The 14785-nt window shown below is 71.2% G+C and carries 19 protein-coding genes; 10 read left to right on the top strand and 9 right to left on the bottom strand.

Going from position 1 to position 14785, the window contains the following annotated elements; genetic code table 11:
- Positions 1-53: 53 nt before the first annotated feature.
- Positions 54-653 carry an aa3-type cytochrome oxidase subunit III gene (gene ctaE, locus ABT369_RS23775; RefSeq protein ID WP_350614992.1) on the bottom strand — a complete coding sequence of 200 codons (600 nt, stop codon included), beginning with the start codon at positions 651-653 and terminating at the stop codon, positions 54-56.
- An 86-nt stretch (positions 654-739) separates the two neighbouring features.
- On the opposite strand from ctaE, the gene ABT369_RS23780 reads away from it, so the two are divergent.
- The 6 genes from ABT369_RS23780 to ABT369_RS23805 all read left to right on the top strand — a co-directional run bounded on the left by ABT369_RS23780 (position 740) and on the right by ABT369_RS23805 (position 4939).
- Positions 740-1735, top strand: coding sequence for a cytochrome c oxidase assembly protein (locus ABT369_RS23780; RefSeq protein ID WP_350614994.1), 996 nt, complete (start codon positions 740-742; stop codon positions 1733-1735).
- Complete coding sequence (locus ABT369_RS23785) at positions 1732-2127, top strand: response regulator (RefSeq protein ID WP_350614995.1); 396 nt, start codon at positions 1732-1734, stop codon at positions 2125-2127. The genes ABT369_RS23780 and ABT369_RS23785 overlap by 4 nt, the downstream gene beginning before the upstream one ends.
- Positions 2128-2197: 70 nt before the next feature.
- Positions 2198-3259 carry an anthranilate phosphoribosyltransferase gene (trpD, locus tag ABT369_RS23790; protein WP_350614997.1) on the top strand — a complete coding sequence of 354 codons (1062 nt, stop codon included), beginning with the start codon at positions 2198-2200 and terminating at the stop codon, positions 3257-3259.
- 47 nt (positions 3260-3306) lie between these two features.
- The gene (locus ABT369_RS23795) at positions 3307-4062 is read left to right on the top strand and encodes a hypothetical protein (protein WP_350614998.1); all 756 of its coding nucleotides are present in this window, start codon (positions 3307-3309) and stop codon (positions 4060-4062) included.
- A gap of 57 nt (positions 4063-4119) precedes the next feature.
- Positions 4120-4302, top strand: coding sequence for a hypothetical protein (locus tag ABT369_RS23800; RefSeq protein ID WP_350615000.1), 183 nt, complete (start codon positions 4120-4122; stop codon positions 4300-4302).
- Positions 4303-4381: 79 nt separating this feature from the next.
- Positions 4382-4939 (top strand): phospholipase, encoded by a 558-nt coding sequence (locus tag ABT369_RS23805; protein WP_350615001.1) that lies wholly within the window; start codon positions 4382-4384, stop codon positions 4937-4939.
- 49 nt (positions 4940-4988) lie between these two features.
- Here ABT369_RS23805 and ABT369_RS23810 read toward each other — a convergent pair whose 3' ends face one another.
- Positions 4989-5432 (bottom strand): cytochrome c oxidase subunit 4, encoded by a 444-nt coding sequence (locus ABT369_RS23810; RefSeq protein ID WP_350615003.1) that lies wholly within the window; start codon positions 5430-5432, stop codon positions 4989-4991.
- A gap of 13 nt (positions 5433-5445) precedes the next feature.
- The gene (ctaC, locus tag ABT369_RS23815) at positions 5446-6324 is read right to left on the bottom strand and encodes an aa3-type cytochrome oxidase subunit II (protein ID WP_502891813.1); all 879 of its coding nucleotides are present in this window, start codon (positions 6322-6324) and stop codon (positions 5446-5448) included.
- Between the two features lie 146 nt (positions 6325-6470).
- Between ctaC and ABT369_RS23820 the strand changes: the two genes are divergently transcribed.
- Positions 6471-7553 (top strand): cysteine desulfurase family protein, encoded by a 1083-nt coding sequence (locus tag ABT369_RS23820; RefSeq protein WP_502891814.1) that lies wholly within the window; start codon positions 6471-6473, stop codon positions 7551-7553.
- Positions 7550-7756, top strand: coding sequence for a sulfurtransferase TusA family protein (locus ABT369_RS23825; RefSeq protein WP_350615005.1), 207 nt, complete (start codon positions 7550-7552; stop codon positions 7754-7756). The genes ABT369_RS23820 and ABT369_RS23825 overlap by 4 nt, the downstream gene beginning before the upstream one ends.
- A gap of 3 nt (positions 7757-7759) precedes the next feature.
- Here the strand turns inward: ABT369_RS23825 and ABT369_RS23830 are convergent, their stop codons facing one another.
- From ABT369_RS23830 to ABT369_RS23855, 6 genes are all read right to left on the bottom strand, one after another.
- Complete coding sequence (locus ABT369_RS23830; RefSeq protein ID WP_350615007.1) at positions 7760-8212, bottom strand: hypothetical protein; 453 nt, start codon at positions 8210-8212, stop codon at positions 7760-7762.
- A 60-nt stretch (positions 8213-8272) separates the two neighbouring features.
- Positions 8273-8701 (bottom strand): DUF4395 domain-containing protein, encoded by a 429-nt coding sequence (locus ABT369_RS23835; protein WP_350615008.1) that lies wholly within the window; start codon positions 8699-8701, stop codon positions 8273-8275.
- A 28-nt stretch (positions 8702-8729) separates the two neighbouring features.
- Positions 8730-9143 (bottom strand): TlpA family protein disulfide reductase, encoded by a 414-nt coding sequence (locus tag ABT369_RS23840; protein ID WP_350615010.1) that lies wholly within the window; start codon positions 9141-9143, stop codon positions 8730-8732.
- 48 nt (positions 9144-9191) lie between these two features.
- A complete protein-coding gene (locus ABT369_RS23845; RefSeq protein WP_350615012.1) occupies positions 9192-10172 on the bottom strand; it encodes a carbohydrate kinase family protein in 981 nt (326 codons plus the stop codon).
- 118 nt (positions 10173-10290) lie between these two features.
- Positions 10291-10659: a HesB/IscA family protein gene (locus tag ABT369_RS23850; RefSeq protein WP_392812907.1), complete on the bottom strand. Its 369-nt coding sequence runs from the start codon at positions 10657-10659 to the stop codon at positions 10291-10293.
- 227 nt (positions 10660-10886) lie between these two features.
- Positions 10887-12005 (bottom strand): glycerate kinase family protein, encoded by a 1119-nt coding sequence (locus ABT369_RS23855; RefSeq protein ID WP_350615013.1) that lies wholly within the window; start codon positions 12003-12005, stop codon positions 10887-10889.
- 56 nt (positions 12006-12061) lie between these two features.
- Here ABT369_RS23855 and nadA point away from each other — a divergent pair, with 56 nt between their 5' ends.
- Both nadA and murA read left to right on the top strand, forming a co-directional pair.
- Entirely contained in the window at positions 12062-13225 is a 1164-nt protein-coding gene (nadA, locus tag ABT369_RS23860; protein ID WP_350615015.1) for a quinolinate synthase NadA, read from the top strand.
- Between the two features lie 194 nt (positions 13226-13419).
- Positions 13420-14763, top strand: coding sequence for a UDP-N-acetylglucosamine 1-carboxyvinyltransferase (gene murA / locus ABT369_RS23865; RefSeq protein ID WP_350615016.1), 1344 nt, complete (start codon positions 13420-13422; stop codon positions 14761-14763).
- Positions 14764-14785: the final 22 nt, after the last annotated feature.

The following is a 14785-nucleotide window of genomic DNA, read 5'->3' on the forward strand; positions in this document are numbered from 1 at the left end:
TGGTGGTCCCTGCGGGGGTGGTCCAGAGCGTGACGGGGCCCGGATGCGACGACCTACTGCAGGAAGTAGATCATCGCGAACAGCGCGATCCAGACCACGTCGACGAAGTGCCAGTAGTACGACACGACGATCGCCGCCGTCGCCTGGGCCGGCGTGAAGCGCCCCATCGTCGTGCGGATGAGGTAGATGACGAATGCGATGAGGCCGCCCGTGACATGGAGGCCGTGGAAGCCGGTCGTCAGGTAGAACATCGAGCCGTACCCGTCGCCGTTGATCTTCACACCCTCGCCCACGAGGTTGCGGTACTCGTTCACCTGGCCGAGCACGAAGATCAGACCCATGATGAACGTCAGCGCGAACCACCGGCGCAGGCCGTGCACGTCACCGCGCTCGGCGCGGAACACGCCGATCTGGCAGGTGATGGACGACAGCACGAGGATGACGGTGAACGTCAGGGCGTAGGGAATGTTCAGCGCCTCGGTGTGCTTCTCCCAGAGCTCCGGCACAGCCGCGCGGATCGAGAAGTACATCGCGAAGAGCGCCGCGAAGAACATCAGTTCGCTGGAGAGCCACACGATCGTCCCGACACTGACCATGTTGGGCCTGGTCAGTGAGTGGATCTGGCTCTTGGCAATCGCTGGGGCCGCAGTCACAGCGCCATTATTGCCCCCGATCATCACCGAGTTTGCGCGGGGTCCACCAGACACGGACGATTCGTGCGGCGGCATAGTGTGGACACGTGCTCCAAGCTGCCGAATCAGGCCCTCCGACCGCCACGTCGATCCTCGGGTCGTTCCACGTCTCGTGGCTGACGCTGGCGCTGCTCGCCGCCGCCGGGCTCTATCTGGCGGGGGTCGTGAAGCTGCGCCGGCGCGGCGATCGCTGGCCGCTCGCGCGGACCCTGTTGTTCCTGTTCCCGGGTCTCGGCGCCATCGCGTCTGTCACGATGAGCGGAGTCGAGGAGTACGACACGACGCTGCTCAGCGTCCACATGGTGCAGCACATGGTGCTGTCCATGATCGCGCCGATCTTCCTGGCGCTGGGCGCTCCGGTGACGCTGGCACTGCGCACGCTGCCCGGTGGCGGGCGCCGGACCCTGCTCGCGGTCGTGCACTCGCGAGCGGCGCGCATCCTGGCGTTTCCGTTGGTGGCGTTCGGCTTCTTCGTCGTGACGCCGTTCGTGCTCTATTTCACGAATCTGTACGAGCTCACGATGCGCCACGAGTGGTTCCACGAGCTCACGCACGCGCATTTCATCGCGGTGGGCTGCCTGTTCTTCTGGCCGCTGATCGGGCTGGACCCGCTGCCGGGGCGGTGGCCCTATCCCGCCCGCGCGCTGCTGATGTTCCTGTCCACGCCGTTCCACACGGTGCTCGGGCTCACGATCATGCAGAGCAAGACGCTGCTGGGCGGGGACTGGTATCCGTCGCTGCACCTGAGCTGGGCCGATCCCGTCGCCGACCAGGTCCTCGCGGGCGGGATCCTGTGGGCGGGCGGCGAGTTCGTCTCGGTGACGATGCTCGCGGTGCTGGTCGTGCAGTGGATGCGCCAGTCGGACCGGGAGGCCAAGCGCATCGACCGGCGCCTCGACCGGGAGGAGCGGCTGTCGCAGGAAGAGGCGGAGTGGTCCGCCCGCACGGGAATTTCCATAGCCCATGACGGGGCACCGACCGCGAAACTCGAGGACGGTACGATCCCGGAGGCAGACGCCACACGAGGAGCAGCGCGCACATGAGCGAGCACATTGTCCTGCTGTACAGCGACGACGCCGAGGTCCGCGACCGCATGCGGCTGGCCATCGGCACCCGCCCCGCGGCCGACCTGACGGTGAAGTTCGTCGACGCGTCGACGTACGCCGAGGTCGTCAAGCTGGTCGACGACACCGACGTCGACCTGCTGGTGCTCGACGGCGAGGCCACGCCCGGCGGCGGCCTGGGCATCGCCCGGCAGCTCAAGGACGAGGTCAACGACGCGCCGCCGGTGGTGCTGGCCATCGCCCGCGCCGCCGATCGCTGGCTGGCGTCCTACGCGAAGGTCGAGGGCACGATCATGTACCCGCTCGACCCCGTGACCACCGGGGAGACCGTCTCCGGCCTGCTCCGCCAATACCCCGCCATCCGCCGGTAGAGCGCTGCGGCGCACCGGCAGGGCCGCCGGTGCAGCACGCGGGCGCCCAGTTCCCCCTCTGGAGGCCGCCATGGGCGACCGCACCTGGCCGACGCTGCTCACCGCCCTGCTCCGCGGGGAGGACCTGTCCACCGAGGACACCCGGTGGGCGATGGGCGAGATCTTCTCCGGCTCCGCCACGCAAGTGCAGACCGCGGCCTTCGTGATCGCGCTGCGGGCCAAGGGCGAGACCCCGGCCGAGGTGGCCGGGTGCGCGGAGATGATGCTGGAGTTCGGTGCGAAGGTGCCGGTCTCCGACGCGCTGCGCAACGCGGCCGTGGACATCGTCGGCACCGGCGGCGACCGGGCGAACACCGTGAACATCTCGACGATGGCCGCGGTCGTGACCGCCGCCGCCGGGGTGCCCGTGGTGAAGCACGGCAACCGGGCCGCGTCGTCGTCGACCGGCGCCGCGGACCTGCTCGAGCGGCTCGGGGTGACCATCGACATGGGCCCGCAGGACGTGGCGCGCTGCGTGGACGAGGTCGGCATCGGCTTCTGCTTCGCCGCCCGGTTCCACCCGGGGATGCGTCACGCGGGTGTACCGCGCCGCGAGATGGGCGTGCCGACGGTGTTCAACTTCCTCGGCCCGCTCACGAACCCGGCCCAGCCGACGGCGGCCACGATCGGCTGCTTCGACCTGCGCATGGCCCCGGTGATGGCCGACGTGCTGGCCGGGCGCGGATACTCGGTGCTGGTCGTGCGCGGCGAGGACGGCCTGGACGAGTTCACGACCGCGGCCCCGACCCGCGTGTGGGTGGTCGGCGGCGGCACGGTCACCGAGACCCTGTTCGACAGCACCGGCCTCGGCCTGGCCCGCTCCGCCCCCGGCGACCTGCGCGGCGGTGACTCGGAGCACAACGCGGACGTGGCCCGGCGGATGTTCGCCGGCGAGCCGGGCCCGGTGCGCGACGCGGTGCTGCTCAACGCGGCCGCGGCGATCGCGGCGCGGGCCGGCGGGCTGACCGTGGCGGACCTGGGCGCGCAGCTCAAGGCGGGTCTGGACCGGGCGGCCGCGGCGGTGGACTCGGGCGCGGCGACGGCCCTGGTGCAGCGCTGGACGGCGTTCCAGGCGAATCCGTCCGAGGGGTAGTACGAACTCGGACATAACCAGCGGTGTATCTCCACCGTTGTTGAGGCATGGCCGAACTGCCGCGTAACAATCCCAAGAAGGCGATGCTCTCCGCGGTCGTGGCGGGCGCGCTGACCATCGGCTTCGCCGGCATGATGGCGAAGTCGTGCGGCGCGCCGGTCAAGCAGCAGGCGGAGGCCGCCAACCAGGCGCTGGAGATGGTCGACTCGCTGGCCTCGCGGCTGGTGCTGGGCCTGGACACGGACGCGACGCTGCAGTACGCGACGCCCTCCGGCGCCATCGTGACCGTCTCGCAGTCCTCGCCCCGGCGGGCGTACCGCAGCGGCGGCGTGACCTACATCTCCAGCCCCGACGGCACGTACCTGTGCACGACCGGGGTCGCCCCGTCGCCCGCCAAGGGCAAGAAGCCGCTCAGCCCGCCCGTGACGTGCCAGGAGGGGCCGGGGGCGGACACCATGTCCCCCACCGAGGCCAAGGCCATCAGCGCGGCGTTCGGGGGCGATTTCCTGGCCCCCGAGGCGGCCCTGGGGCGCCTGGCCACCATCGCGCAGGGGCAGGCGGCCCGCGCCGGGGCCTCCAAGCGCGGCGACGCGCAGTGCGTGTCGGTCACCGCGACCGGCATCCGCACGGAGACGGCCTGCGTGAATCCGGGTGGGCTGCTGGCGTACTTCCAGGGCACGTCCGACGCCGGGAAGACGACCGAGCTCGTGTTGCAGTACACCACCCCCAGCGTGAGCGAAGAGGCCTTCCTGCCGCCGAAGACGACCGCGGCCCCCAAGGCGTCGGCTGCGGCCAAAAAGTGACCTGACACGCGGGCGGGCATCCACGGCGCGAGGCGGCCGCGGTGGGACGGTGGCGGCATGGAGCTGCACTGCGACACCTGCGGCCGGGTGCGGATGTTCGAGAAGCCGGCCTGCGCCGACCACCCGCGCTCGTCCTGCCCGGACTGGGCCTGCACGGCCTGCGACGGCGCGATCGTGATCGCCCCGGTGATCCTGCTGATGGATCGCCGGCCGCGCGTGTTGCTCCGCAAGGCCGCCTGAACTCCCGTTCAGCTCTCGGCAAGGACCGCTTGGCGCAGGAAGCCGCCGCGCGTCACATCGACGCGGAACAATCCCGGCCATGAAGCTCCGCCGCCTCACGGCGCGCCTGGGCACCCTGTCCCTCGCCGCGCTGCTCCTCGCGGTGGGTGTCGCCACCGATGCCCACGCCGCCGTTCCCGCCGACAAACCGGCCGTCATGGCCTCCTGGTCCCAGCCGAACGCCGGCAGCTACGGCGCCTGGAACACGGCCCGTCAGCACCAGTCCCAGTGGGCCGCCTACGGCTTCGACTGGACCACCGACTACTGCTCGTCGAGCCCGGACCAGCCGCTGGGCTTCGACTTCCGGCTGCCGTGCCAGCGCCACGACTTCGGCTACCGCAACTACAAGGCCATCGGGGCGTTCCCGGCCAACAAGGGCCGCATCGACGACGCGTTCTACTTCGACCTCAAGGCCAAGTGCGCCACCTACAACGCGTTCGTGCGCCCGGCCTGCACCAGCCTCGCGTGGACGTACTACCAGGCCGTCTCCGCCTTCGGCAGCGTGCGGCTGTCCGACGCGGCCCTGGACAAGGCCTCCGACCTGCTCGCCAAGGGCCAGCGCGCCCAGGCTCAGGCCGAGGCCGCGGCCCGCGCGTGAACGACGAAGGCCCCCGGGGTGACCGGGGGCCTTCGTCTCGTGCTTGTGCTTAGTGCTCGGCGCCGCGGCGGGTGCCGGTGTAGTACTCGAACATCAGCCCGCACGTCGCGACCAGCACCGAGATCAGCCCGACGGCCACGAGCCACCACTGGTCGAACGCCAGGCCGAGGCACGCGATCATCGCCGAGAGGGCCAGACCGAAGGGCCAGTAGCTGCCCGGGCTGAAGAAGCCCAGGTCACCGGCGCCCTCGGCGATCTCCGCCTCCGGACGGTCCTCCGGGCGCGGGGCGATACGCCGCGAGATGATCCACAGTGCGCCGCCGATCATGGTCAGCAGCAGGCCCGACAGGATCAGCGCGACGACGCCGATCCACTCGACACCGTGGTGCCCGGACTGCTCCTGCGGGGCCGCGCTGGTCCACCAGCCGTAGAGGCCGGCCATCGCGAACACGAACAGGGCCAGCACGAAGAAGAGACGATTCTCCGCCTTCATCGCCGTTCGCCTCTCAGCTCGAGGACCGCTTGGTGCGGTCGGTGTCGAACGGGTGGGTCGTCGTCGCGTAGCCGTGGTTCGGGAAGCCCAGCGAGTCCAGCGCCTCGGGGGTGCTCTTGCCACCGGTCCGCAGCGCGAGGTACTGCGAGTACTGATCCGGGCTCACGACGCGCAGCTCGAAGTTCATCATCGAGTGGTACGTGCCGCAGAGCTCGGCGCAGCGGCCGACGTAGGCGCCCTGGGAGTTGTCCTTGAGGTTGATCTCGAAGCGGTTCTCCACGCCCGGGATGACGTCGCGCTTGAACAGCACGTCCGGCACCCAGAACGAGTGGATGACGTCCTTCGAGGTCTCCTTGAACTGGACGCTCTTGCCCGCCGGCAGCACCAGGACCGGGATGTAGTCGTCCGAGCCGACCGTCGTGATCGGCTTGCCGTCCGGGCCCTTGGAGTCCGTGTAGACGAACTGCCAGTTCCACTTCGAGGCGATGACCTCGACGTTGACGTCCGGGTTCTTGGAGAGCCGGTCGACGTCGGTCTGGATGACCGCGGTGTAGAAGAACAACACGGCGATGACCACGAAGGGCGCCACCGAGTAGAGAATCTCGAACGGCATGTTGTAGCGCGTCTGCGGGGGCAGCTCGTCGCCCCGCTTGCGGTACCGCACCACGCACCAGAAGATCAGGCCCCAGACGAACACGCCGACGGCGAGCGCCGCGACGACCGACCCGATCCACAGGTCGTACATCCGGTCACCCTGCTCGGTGATGCCCTTGGGCCACCCGAAGCCGTGGAACGTGTCCTCGACGGAGCAACCGGCGAGCAGTGTCGTCGCCCCGATGGCCGAGACGGCGAGCCCGATGGCGCGCGCGGGGCTCAAACCTCTTGAGACCACCTGCTCCTGCCTCCTTAGCAGCGCCGGGAAAGTCCTCTTCAGGAGCTTCGCACGGCAAGCCTCACCAACGCTGGCGAGAGTACTCGACCATGTGCGGTCCGCCCGGCTTGGGGTGGCCGTGTCCGGGTCGGGATACCGTTGCGCGGGTGGGCGTCTACTTGGACTCGGCGACCGCCGCTCCCCCGAATCCCGTTGCGCGGCAAGCATTTCTGGCCGCGATCGAGGACGGCTGGGCCGATCCCGGCCGGCTCTACACACCGGCGCGGCGGGCCCGCCGGCTGCTCGACGCCGCCCGGGAGACCGCGGCCGGGGTCCTGGGCGTGCGCCCCGACGAGCTGCGGTTCACGGCGGGCGGCACGGACGCGATCCGCCGCGCGGTGGCGGGCGTGCGCCGCTCCCGGGGCCGGCGGCTGGTGGTGCACAGCGCGGTCGAGCACTCCGCGGTCATCAAGGCGGCCGGCGACGACGCGGTCCCGGTGCCCGTCTCCCGCACCGGCGTGGTCGACCTCGAATCGCTGCGAGCTGCGGTTTTTTCCCCGGAAGTGGCCCTGGCGGCCGTCCAGAGCGCGAATCATGAGGTGGGGACGGTGCAGCCGGTCGCCGCGGCGGCGCAATTGTGCGCCGAGGCCGGGGTCCCGCTGCTGGTCGACGCCGCGCAGTCGATCGGCCGGACTCCCCTGCCCACGGGCTGGTCGCTGCTGACGGGCAGCGCCCGCAAGTGGGGCGGGCCGGCCGGGGTCGGCCTGCTCGCGGTGCGCAAGGGCACCCGGTGGGAGTCGCCCTGGGACGACGCGGAGGCGGACGTGCCCGCGGTGGTCGCGGCCGCGGCCTCGCTGCGGGCCGTCGCCGAGGCGGCCCAGGAGGAGTCGGTACGGCAACGAGCCCTCGTCGAGGAGATCCGCCGCACGGTCGCGGCGAGCGTGCCCGACGTGGAGGTCGTCGGCGAGCCGGACGAGCGGCTGCCGCACATCGTCACGTTCTCCTGCCTGTACGTCGACGGCGAGGTGCTGCTCACGGCGCTGGACCGGGCCGGGTTCGCGGTCTCGTCGGGCTCCGCGTGCACGTCGGACACCCTGCTGCCCTCGCACGTGCTGGCCGCGATGGGGGTGCTCACCCACGGCAACGTGCGCGTCTCGCTCCATAGTGGAGTGTCCGCCGAGGACGTCCGCGCGTTCCTGGCGGTGCTCCCAGGCGTGGTCGCCGAGGCCCGAGCGGAGGCCGGGCTGTGAAGTTGGTCATCGACGCGTTGGGTAAGCGGTGCCCGCTCCCGGTGATCATGCTCGCGAAGCTGGCCGCGGGACAGGAGCCGGGGACCGAGATCGCGGTGCTGGCCGACGACCCGGCCGCGGCGGTCGACATCCCCGCCTGGTGCCGGATGAAGGGCCACACGTTCGTGTCCACCGAGGGCGACCGGCACACGGTGCGCCTCTAGGGCCTAGAGGCTGACCGCCACCCGGTCCCCCGCGACGACCAGCCACTCGTAGGCCGCGACCCGGTCCACGTCGCGCAGCACGACCCGGCCGCCGGAGACGACCGGGAACTGCCGCGGGCGCCGGGCACCGGCCGCGGCCGCCAGGATGCCCGCGAAGAGCACCACGGGCGCGGTGAACAGCACGACGGGCAGGACGCCGAGGCCGAGGCCGGGCAGGAAGAACAGGTTGGCGAGGGCGAGCGCGGCGGCGGCGGCGACCGGGAAGCCCCAGTGGCGGGCCTGCTCGTAGCGGCGGAAGTGGGCCGCCTGCTCCGCGGTGAGCGGGAGCGGCACGGCCCGGCGGCGCCAGGGGGCGCCGGCGTCGACCGTCGCGGCGGCGGCCCCGGGGCGCCCGTTGACGATGGAGCGGCCGGGCAGGGGCAGATCGGTGGCGCGAACATCCCACGACACGTTCACGCGGACATCATGCGGCACAACGGCCCCGTCCGCTACCCCGTGTCACGGGGTGATCACGGGCTACGCGGCGGGGGTGCCCGCGCGCAGGCGGCGGATGAACAGGTAGGCCTCGCAGCCCAGGCACAGCCCGAAGAAGCCGTTGAGGAACGCGGCGACCAGGGCGAACGCGGCGAAGACGATGCCGAGGACGGTCACGCCGCCCAGGTAGCCGGCGACGGCGACCACGGTGAAGACCAGCCCGACGGCCTGGGCGAAGCGGACCGGGGCCGGGTCCTCGCGCTCGGCCGGCGGGCCCAGCCGCGGGGCGACGAGGTGGCGGTAGAGCAGCGCGTACGGGGTCCGCCGCGGGTCGTAGGCGCCGATGGCGAAGACCACGGCCTGGGCGAGCGCCAGCCAGCCGGAGCCGGTGAGCAGGACGGCCACGAAGACGACCGTGGTGATCACGGCGGCGAAGCGCGGGCCGCGGGGGTCGAGTCCGGCATTGCTCATGCCGTCACCTCCGCAAACTCCGGACCACTCATGCGGCCAGCACCTCCGTGACGGTCCGGCGCAGGTCGGCGCGGTCGGGCACGCCGACGGTGCGGCGGGCGACGCGGCCGTGGCGGTCCACGACGAGCAGGGTCGGCAGCCGCCAGATGTCCAGGGACTTCACGGCGTCGAGGTGGGCGTCGGCGTCGACCTCGACGTGCCGTACCGCGGCCAGGTCCTGCGCAAGATCGGCGCAGACGGCCCGGACCTGCCGGCAGGGGGCGCAGGTGGCCGAGGTGAAGTGCAGCAGGGTGACACCGGGCGGGCCGCCGGCCGGATCGGTGTCGGGCAGCAGGCCGGCCGGCAACTCGCCGCCGGAGACGCGGAGGCGACCGTAGCGGGCCCGGTAGACCAGGCCGGCCACGGTCGCCGCGGCGAGCACCGCCAGGACCACGTACGTCACGGCGGCAACGATACTCCGATCCCTACCTAGCCGATAGGGATAGCAAGGTCACGCGGGAAGGAAGGGGCGGATCTCGTCGGCGGCGGGGTCGCCGTAGGTGTCCGCGATGCGCTTGGTGAACTCGTCGCGCTGGATCGTGTACTCCTGCGGGCCGACGGTCTCGAGGACCAGGGCCGCGACCATCGAGCCGACCTGGGCGGCGCGCTCGAGGCTCAGCCCCCACGACAGGGCGGCGAAGAAGCCGGAGCGCCAGCCGTCGCCGACGCCGGTCGGGTCGACGGTCTGCACGCCGCGGATCGCCGGCACCCGGACCTCCTCGTCCAGCGTGCGGCTGCGGATCACGGCGCCGTCCTTGCCGAGCGTGGTGATCAGGAAGCCGACCTTGTCCAGGAGCACGTCCGTGGTCAGGCCGGTCTTGCTCTCCAGGAGCTCCTTCTCGTACTCGTTCGTGAGCAGGTAGGCCGCCCCGTCGACGAGCTTGCGGATCTCCTCCCCCGGCATGATCGCCAGCTGCTGGGAGATGTCCGCGGCGAAGGCGATGCCCTGCTCACGGCACTCCTCGGTGTGCCGGATCATGCCCATCGGGTCGTTCGCGCCGATGATCACCAGGTCGAGGCCGCCGGAGCGGTCCGCGACCGGCCCGAGCTCGATGTTGCGCGCCTCGGACATCGCGCCCGCGTAGAAGGAGGCGATCTGGTTCATGTCGTCGTCGGTGGTGCACACGAAGCGCGCGGTGTGCGCGACCTCACTGACCAGGATCGAGTCGCAGTCGACCCCGTGGCGGGTCAGCCAGCTGCGGTAGTCGGCGAAGTCGGCGCCGACCGCGCCCACCAGGAGCGGGCGCAGGCCGAGCAGGCCCATGCCGAAGGCAATGTTGGCGGCGATCCCGCCACGCCGCACCGTCAGGTCGTCGACGAGGAACGACAGCGACACCTTGTGCAACTGGTCGGCCAGGAGCTGCTCCGCGAAGCGGCCCGGGAAGTGCATCAGATGGTCGGTCGCGATCGAGCCGGTGACGGCGATCTTCATAGGAGATCCTCGATGGGTCGGGCGGGTGAGAGCCACGACAGCCTACCCCGCAGACACCGAACGGCCGCCCGGGCGCTGCCCGCGGCGGCCGTTCGAGGAAGTCGGATGGAGCGTCGGATCAGTGGAAAGAGTCGCCGCAGGCGCACGAGCCCTGGGCGTTGGGGTTGTCGATGGTGAAGCCCTGGGCGTCGATGCGGTCGGCGAAGTCGATCGTCGCGCCGGTCAGGTAGGGCACGCTCATCCGGTCGACGACGACCTCGAAGCCGTCGTAGGTGCTGACCTTGTCCCCGTCGAGCGAGCGCTCGTCGAAGAAGAGCTGGTAGCGCAGGCCGGAACAGCCACCGGGCTGCACCGCGACCCGCAGCCGCAGGTCGTCGCGGCCTTCCTGCTCGAGCAGGCCCTTCACCTTGAGAGCGGCATCCGCGGTGAGGCCGATGCCGGCCGGGTTGTCCGTCTGAACGGGCTCGGCAAGCTGCGAAGCGGTCACGATCAAAGCTCCCTGCGGTGATGTCTACAGTTCCTCAGAGGTCAACGCCGCGGCCTCCGGGGGCATTCCCCTCTCATACTGACACGGTTTCTGCTAACGGCTCCACTGGCCGACCTCGCATTCTGCGGGTTCATCCTGGTCGCCGCAGCGCAGCACAGGGCTGACAGCCCCACTGGCCGACCTCGCATTCTGCGGGTTCATCCTGGTCGCCGCAGCGCGGCACAGGGCTAACGGCTCCACTGCCGAGCAAGACGTTGTCCGAGTTCACGCAGGCCGTCCCCCGGTCGCTCGAGGGCCGTCGCCACGCTGCCGAAGTGCTCGACCAGCGAATGCGCCTCGGTGACCCCGATGGACGCGGCCTCCCGGCGGCCGGCGTCGACCCGCCCGGCGAGCACCACACAGGGCACGCCCAGATCACGTGCCCCGTTGGCCACACCCGCCACGACCTTCCCGCGCAGCGACTGCTCGTCGAAGGAGCCCTCACCCGTCACGACCAGGGAGACGTTCTCCAGCTCGTCGTCGAGGCGGGTGAGCCGCCGCACGAGCCCGATGCCCGACTCGACCCGCCCGCCCAGGGCCAGGATCGCCGCGCCGAGGCCGCCCGCCGCACCGGCGCCGGGAAGGTCCGCCAGGCCTTCGGGACAGGTCGGGAGCGTCTGCAGTACGGCGCTGAAGCGCGTCAGCGCCCCGTCCAGCACGAACACGTCTTCCCTGCTCGCGCCCTTCTGCGGGCCGTAGACCGCGCTCGCGCCGTGCAGCCCGAGCAGCGGGCTGTCGACGTCGGTGGCGGCCACGAGCCGCGCCTCGCGCAGCCGGGGCGTGTCGCTCAGCGCGGTGCACGCCGCCAGGGCCGCGCCGCCGTACGGCAGCGCATAGCCGGCCGCGTCGAGCGGGGCGGCCCCGAGGGCGGCGAGCAGGCCGGCCCCGGCGTCGTTGGTCGCGCTGCCGCCGAGGCCGATCACGACCTCGCGGGCGCCCGCCTCGACCGCGGCGAGCACGAGCGGGCCGAGCCCGAAGCTCGTGGTGTGGGCGGGATCACGCTCGTCGCCGGCGAGCAGGTGCAGGCCGCAGGCCTCGGCACTCTCGACGTACGCCACCTCGCCGTCGAGCAGCACGTGCCCCTCGACGGCCCGGCCGAGCGGGTCGGTGGTCGGCACCGCGAGCCGCTTGGCCCCGGGCAGCGCCGCGGCGAGGACCGCGGTGAAGCCCGGCCCGCCGTCCGACAGCGGCAGCAGGACCAGCTCGTCGCCGGGCTTCTCGGCGCGCCAACCGGCGGCGAAGGCTTCGGCGGCGTCGGGGGCCGAGATCGTGCCGGCGAACTTGTCCGGGCACACGAGCACGCGCATCCGGTCATTGTGCACGTCACAGTTGCCGGGGTGACACAGCGTGGGACGATCGGGGGGTGACCTGGGCTGAACCATCGTCAACCGCCACCGCACTGCTGCTGCTGGGCCGCGGCACCGACCCCGACACCGAGAAGGGTGTCGAGTGCCCCGGCGATCTGCCCGCACCGAGCGACCCCGGCCTGGTCGAGCGCGCCCGCGCCGCCAAGGCCGCCCTCGGCGACCGCGTCTTCGTGCTCGGCCACCACTACCAGCGCGACGAGGTGATCCAGTTCGCCGACGTGACCGGCGACTCCTTCAAGCTCGCGCGCGAGGCCGCCGCCCGGCCCGACGCGGAGTACATCGTGTTCTGCGGCGTGCACTTCATGGCCGAGAGCGCCGACATCCTGACCTCGGACGCGCAGAAGGTCGTGCTGCCGGACCTCGCCGCGGGCTGCTCGATGGCCGACATGGCCGTCCTCTCGCAGGTCGAGCAGGCCTGGGACCGCTTCGTGGACCTCGGCATCGCCGGTGACGTGGTGCCCGTCACGTACATGAACTCCTCGGCCGACATCAAGGGCTTCGTCGGGCGCAACGACGGCGTGGTCTGCACCTCCTCGAACGCCGAGACCGCCCTGCGCTGGTCGTTCGAGCAGGGCAGCAAGGTGTTCTTCCTGCCCGACCAGCACCTCGGGCGCAACACCGCGGTGCTGAAGATGGGCTTCGAGCTGGCCGACTGCGTGCTCTACGACCCGCACAAGCCGGGCGGCGGGCTGAGCGACGAGCAGCTGCGCGGGGCGAAGATGATCCTCTGGCGCGGGCACTGCTCGGTGCACGGGCGCTTCTCGCTCGACGCCGTGGAGGACGTGCGGGCCCGGGTGCCCGGCGTCAACGTGCTCGTGCACCCCGAGTGCCGGCACGAAGTGGTGAACGCGGCGGATTTCGTGGGCTCGACCGAGTACATCATCCGGATGATCGACGAGGCTCCGGCCGGGTCGTCGTGGGCGGTCGGCACCGAGCTGAACCTGGTCCGGCGCCTGGCGCTGGCGCACCCGGACAAGAAGATCATGTTCCTGGAGCGCAACGTCTGCTACTGCTCGACGATGAACCGCATCGACCTGCCGCACCTGGTGTGGGCGCTCGAGGAGCTCGTCGCCGGCCGCGTGCCGAACCAGATCACCGTCGATCCCTCCACCGCGCACTTCGCGCGGGTGGCCCTCGATCGGATGCTGGCGCTGCCGTAGTGCTCATCCCTTGATCACTCTCTGTGGTGATCCGTGTCGGAGTCCCGTCTTCGTGCCACGCCTGACGTGCGGCCGACTTTTGCATGCAGTAGATGTGGATATGCTGCGCGGGCGACGCGGTGCGCGTTCCCGCGCTTCCGTCACGCTGCGTGTCAGCGCCAAGCATCTTCGTTCCTGCCTGCAGGAGGGGTTCCGTGACCAACTACGACGCCGGTGACGTCCTCACCGTGCACGGCGGCACGCCGCTCAACGGCGAGCTCCGTGTGCGCGGCGCCAAGAACCTCGTCTCCAAGGCGATGGTCGCCGCACTGCTCGGTGAGACCCCGAGCCGGCTGTACGACGTCCCCGCGATCCGCGACGTCGAGGTGGTCACGGGCCTGCTCGAGCTGCACGGCGTGAAGGTCACGCGGGGCGCGCTCGACGGCGAGTTCGTCTTCGACACCTCCGACGTCGAGTCGGCCAACGTCGACGAGATCAACGTGCACGCCGGCTCGAGCCGCATCCCGATCCTGTTCTGCGGCCCGCTGCTGCACCGCCTCGGCCACGCCTTCATCCCCGACCTCGGCGGCTGCAACATCGGCGGCCGTCCCATCGACTTCCACATCCAGGCGCTGCGCGAGTTCGGCGCGGTCGTCGACAAGTCCGAGAAGGGCATGGACATCACCGCCCCCGACGGGCTGCACGGGGCGAAGCTGCACCTGCCCTACCCGTCGGTCGGCGCCACCGAGCAGATCCTGCTCACCGCGGTGCGCGCCGAGGGCGTCACCGAGCTGCGCAACGCGGCCGTCGAGCCGGAGATCATCGACCTCATCTGCGTGCTGCAGAAGATGGGCGCGATCATCAAGGTGCACACCGACCGGGTCATCGAGATCCAGGGCGTGCCGCGCCTGACCGGCTACAGCCACCGGCCGATCCCCGACCGCATCGAGGCCGCCAGCTGGGGCGCGGCCGCGCTGGCCACCCGCGGCGACGTGTTCGTCAAGGGCGCCCGGCAGTCCGACATGATGACCTTCCTGAATCTGTACACCTCCGTCGGCGGCGCGTTCGAGATCGACGACACTCCCGGCGAGGGCGGCATCCGCTTCTGGCACCCGGGCGGCGAGCTCAAGGCCGTGGCCATGGAGACCGACGTCCACCCCGGGTTCATGACGGACTGGCAGCAGCCGATGGTCGTGGCGCTGACCCAGGCCCGCGGGCTGTCGATCGTGCACGAGACCGTGTACGAGCGGCGCCTCGGCTACACCGCCGCCCTCAACCAGATGGGGGCGACGATCCAGACGTACCGCGAGTGCCTGGGCGGCACCCCGTGCCGCTTCGGCCGGCGCAACTTCATGCACTCGGCGGTCATCGCCGGGCCGTCCAAGCTGCACGCGGCCGACCTGGTGATTCCCGACCTGCGCGCCGGGTTCAGCCACTTGATCGCGGCGCTGGCGGCCGAGGGGACCTCCCGCGTGTACGGCGTGAAGCTCATCCAGCGCGGCTACGAGGACTTCGAGGGCAAGCTGAACGCTCTCGGGGCGCACGTCGAGCTCGGCTGAGCTCCTGTCCTGCTGTTTTCTC

It is taken from the genome of Dactylosporangium sp. NPDC000244 (genome assembly GCF_040300725.1).
In the GTDB taxonomy this organism is placed as follows: Bacteria; Actinomycetota; Actinomycetes; order Mycobacteriales; family Micromonosporaceae; genus Dactylosporangium.

Bases quoted from the DNA above. Each gene is read 5' to 3' on its own strand.
- ABT369_RS23785 (WP_350614995.1), top strand. From the start codon at position 1,732: ATGAGCGAGCACATTGTCCTGCTGTACAGCGACGACGCCGAGGTCCGC.
- trpD (WP_350614997.1), top strand. From the start codon at position 2,198: ATGGGCGACCGCACCTGGCCGACGCTGCTCACCGCCCTGCTCCGCGGG.
- ABT369_RS23795 (WP_350614998.1), top strand. From the start codon at position 3,307: ATGGCCGAACTGCCGCGTAACAATCCCAAGAAGGCGATGCTCTCCGCG.
- ABT369_RS23800 (WP_350615000.1), top strand. From the start codon at position 4,120: ATGGAGCTGCACTGCGACACCTGCGGCCGGGTGCGGATGTTCGAGAAG.
- ABT369_RS23805 (WP_350615001.1), top strand. From the start codon at position 4,382: ATGAAGCTCCGCCGCCTCACGGCGCGCCTGGGCACCCTGTCCCTCGCC.
- ABT369_RS23810 (WP_350615003.1), bottom strand. From the start codon at position 5,432: ATGAAGGCGGAGAATCGTCTCTTCTTCGTGCTGGCCCTGTTCGTGTTC.
- ABT369_RS23835 (WP_350615008.1), bottom strand. From the start codon at position 8,701: ATGAGCAATGCCGGACTCGACCCCCGCGGCCCGCGCTTCGCCGCCGTG.
- ABT369_RS23845 (WP_350615012.1), bottom strand. From the start codon at position 10,172: ATGAAGATCGCCGTCACCGGCTCGATCGCGACCGACCATCTGATGCAC.
- ABT369_RS23855 (WP_350615013.1), bottom strand. From the start codon at position 12,005: ATGCGCGTGCTCGTGTGCCCGGACAAGTTCGCCGGCACGATCTCGGCC.